Origin of the sequence: Geitlerinema sp. PCC 9228, from assembly GCF_001870905.1 — a bacterium.
GTDB lineage: Bacteria > Cyanobacteriota > Cyanobacteriia > Cyanobacteriales > PCC-9228 > PCC-9228.
Genome location: NZ_LNDC01000116.1, coordinates 1 through 2,793 on the forward strand (window position 1 = coordinate 1; position 2,793 = coordinate 2,793).

Annotated in this window: 2 protein-coding genes; both read left to right on the plus strand. The window is 47.5% G+C overall.

What is annotated here, in order from left to right; translation table 11 throughout:
* Positions 1 to 439, plus strand: a 439-nt coding sequence (locus tag AS151_RS12765) for a tetratricopeptide repeat protein (RefSeq protein ID WP_170861392.1), incomplete at its 5' end; no start/stop codon positions are given.
* A gap of 138 nt (positions 440 to 577) precedes the next feature.
* Positions 578 to 2,509: a DNA primase gene (gene dnaG, locus AS151_RS12770; RefSeq protein ID WP_071517448.1), complete on the plus strand. Its 1,932-nt coding sequence runs from the start codon at positions 578 to 580 to the stop codon at positions 2,507 to 2,509.
* Positions 2,510 to 2,793 lie beyond the last annotated feature (284 nt).

Genomic DNA, 2,793 nt, shown 5'->3' on the forward strand with positions numbered 1-2,793 from the left:
AATCGACCCCAATCATGCCAACAACTACAATATTTTAGGCAATGCCTACTCCGACCAAGGAAAATACGAACAAGCGATCGCTGCTTACCAACAAGCTATCCAACTCAATCCTGACGTTTTTTCTCCTTATGAAAACTTTGGAATTGTTCGTTCTTTACAAGGAAATATATCGGAAGCACAAGAATTATGGCGTAAAAGCTTAGAACTTTGCCCTGGTAATACTCCTAAAGAAAAATTAGACCAACTTGTTATCCGCATCGCCTTGGAAGACGTTACCGATATCGCCACAGAAACGCAAACTATTGTCGAACAGCTACAATCGGCAAAAGGAGTGCTAAAAGGAGCGAAAGACGATCTGGAACTACTAGCAAAATCGCCACAACCACCTCAAGGCGTAGAAATCGCTTTAGACATCCTGAAAAACGCTACAGCAGAATGAACTTTCAGCAATACATTTGACAACCATACCTTACCCATTTCCCCCACGCTCCCACGCTCCCATGCTCCTATGCCCAAAACAAACCCCTCCCCAACATGATATCCTGCCAACACACCATTCCTGTTGTCCCCATAACCTATGTCGTCTAGCAACGTTCCCCGCCTGCATCCAGACACCATCGAAGCCGTCAACCAACACGCAGACATCGTCGATATCGTCTCCGAACACGTTGTATTGCGCAAACAGGGGAAAGATTACGCCGGATTGTGCCCGTTTCACGAAGAAAAAACCCCCAGCTTCACCGTTAGCCCCAGCAAACAGATGTTTTACTGCTTCGGCTGCGGCATGGGTGGCAATGCCGTGAAATTTTTGATGGAAACTACCAAACAGTCGTTTGCCGAAGTGGTGCTGGATTTGGCACAACGCTACCAAGTGCCCATCAAAACCCTCGATCCCGAACAGCGACAGGAAATCCAGCGCCAGCTTTCCCAACAAGAAAAATATTACGAGATTATGGCGATCGCGGCTAGCTTTTTCCAACATGCTTTATACCAACCCCAAGGCAAAGCCGCTTTAGACTACCTACAAAACAACCGCCAACTCAGCGAAACCACCATCCAAAAATTCCAACTGGGATATGCCCCCGCCGGCTGGGAAACCCTCTACCGCTATCTCGTAGAACAAAAACGCTTTCCCGTGGAATGGGTGGAGGAAATGGGATTGATTGCCCAGCGCAAATCTGGCAACGGCTACTACGACCGTTTCCGCGATCGCTTAATGATTCCCATCTGCGATGTCAAAGGGCGCGTCATTGCTTTTGGCGGTCGCACCTTGAAAGACGAAGAACCCAAATACCTCAACTCTCCAGAAACCTCCTTATTTCAAAAGGGCAACACCCTGTTTGCCTTGGATAAAGCACGCGGTGCCATTAGCAAACAAGACCGTGCCGTGGTGGTTGAAGGATATTTCGACGCGATCGCCTTACATGCTGCTTCCATAGAAAACGTGGTTGCTTGTTTGGGAACTGCCCTCAGCCAAAACCAACTGTACCAACTGCTGCGTTACACCGAATCCAAACAAGTCATTTTCAACTTCGACGCCGACCGTTCCGGCACCACCGCCGCCCAAAGAGCGATCGGTCAAATTGCCCATTTAGCCTACCAAGGAGACGTGCAGCTGCGCGTGCTGACCATGCCCGACGGCAAAGATGCCGACGAATTTCTCAAATCCCACCAAAGCGCCGAACCCTATCGCCAGTTGCTCGACGAAGCCCCCCTGTGGGTTGACTGGCAAATCCAGCAAATTGTCGCCGACAAAGATTTAAACCAAGCCGACGACTTCCAAACCGCCTCCAATGAATTAGTCAAACTTTTACAAAAAATCACCAACAGCAACGCCCGCACCCATTACATCAGTCAATGCGCCGAACTCCTCAGTCAAGGCGATACCCGTTTGGTTCCTCTGTATGCCGATAATTTACGCCGCCAACTGCGATTTCCCCGCCAGAAATCTTCCTCAAAATCTGCTGATACTGCCGATACTTCTACGCTAGGCGACTGGAAATTTTTAGAACGCGCGGAAGCCCTGTTGCTGCGACTTTACATCCATTGCCCCCAGGCACGTGCCACGGTTTTGGAAGCTTTGCAACATTTAGACGAACAAGGCGCGGATTTTAGCCTATCCCACCATCGCTTTTTGTGGCAGCAAATTCTATCTCTATCGGAAGAAAACCACGACAGCGACACCATTGTCGAAAAATTGCAAACCCAATGTATGGAATTTCCCGATAAAATGGAACAAGTTGCCCATCTATTTTATTTAGACGAAAACCACGAAATCGAAATGCAGCGGATTCCGTTGGTTGTTCGTGCCGCCAGTGCCTATATCGAACGTGCCATGTGTCAAAAACGCCGTCGCTATTTGTTAGAACGATGGCAACAAGCGATCGCATCTGCCAACCACGACGAGGCAGCATGGGTTCAAGAACAAATTTACACAGAAACCCGTCGCTTGCAAGAACTAGACCAACAACGCCGCGTTCATTTCGACGATTTGCTACAGTTTTCCTAGGTTCTTGCTGTCGATGCGGCGATGGTTTTTAAAAACCGAACCAGGGATATTGTTAAGAATTATGAAGCGATCGCACAGTTGAGGAAAAAGCGATCGCTTCAATGAAGTATTTTTTAACTACCTTCCTGATAAGGCAATAAATCTACAAATTCTTCCAAAGAATTGATAGTAATTGCCTGCCGCAACAACTGTTTAAGAATATCTACATCGTCAATATTTTGCAAACGCTGATTATATTCGGTGGGAACTTCTTCAAAACGAACTTGCAAAATTTCTAGAAGATC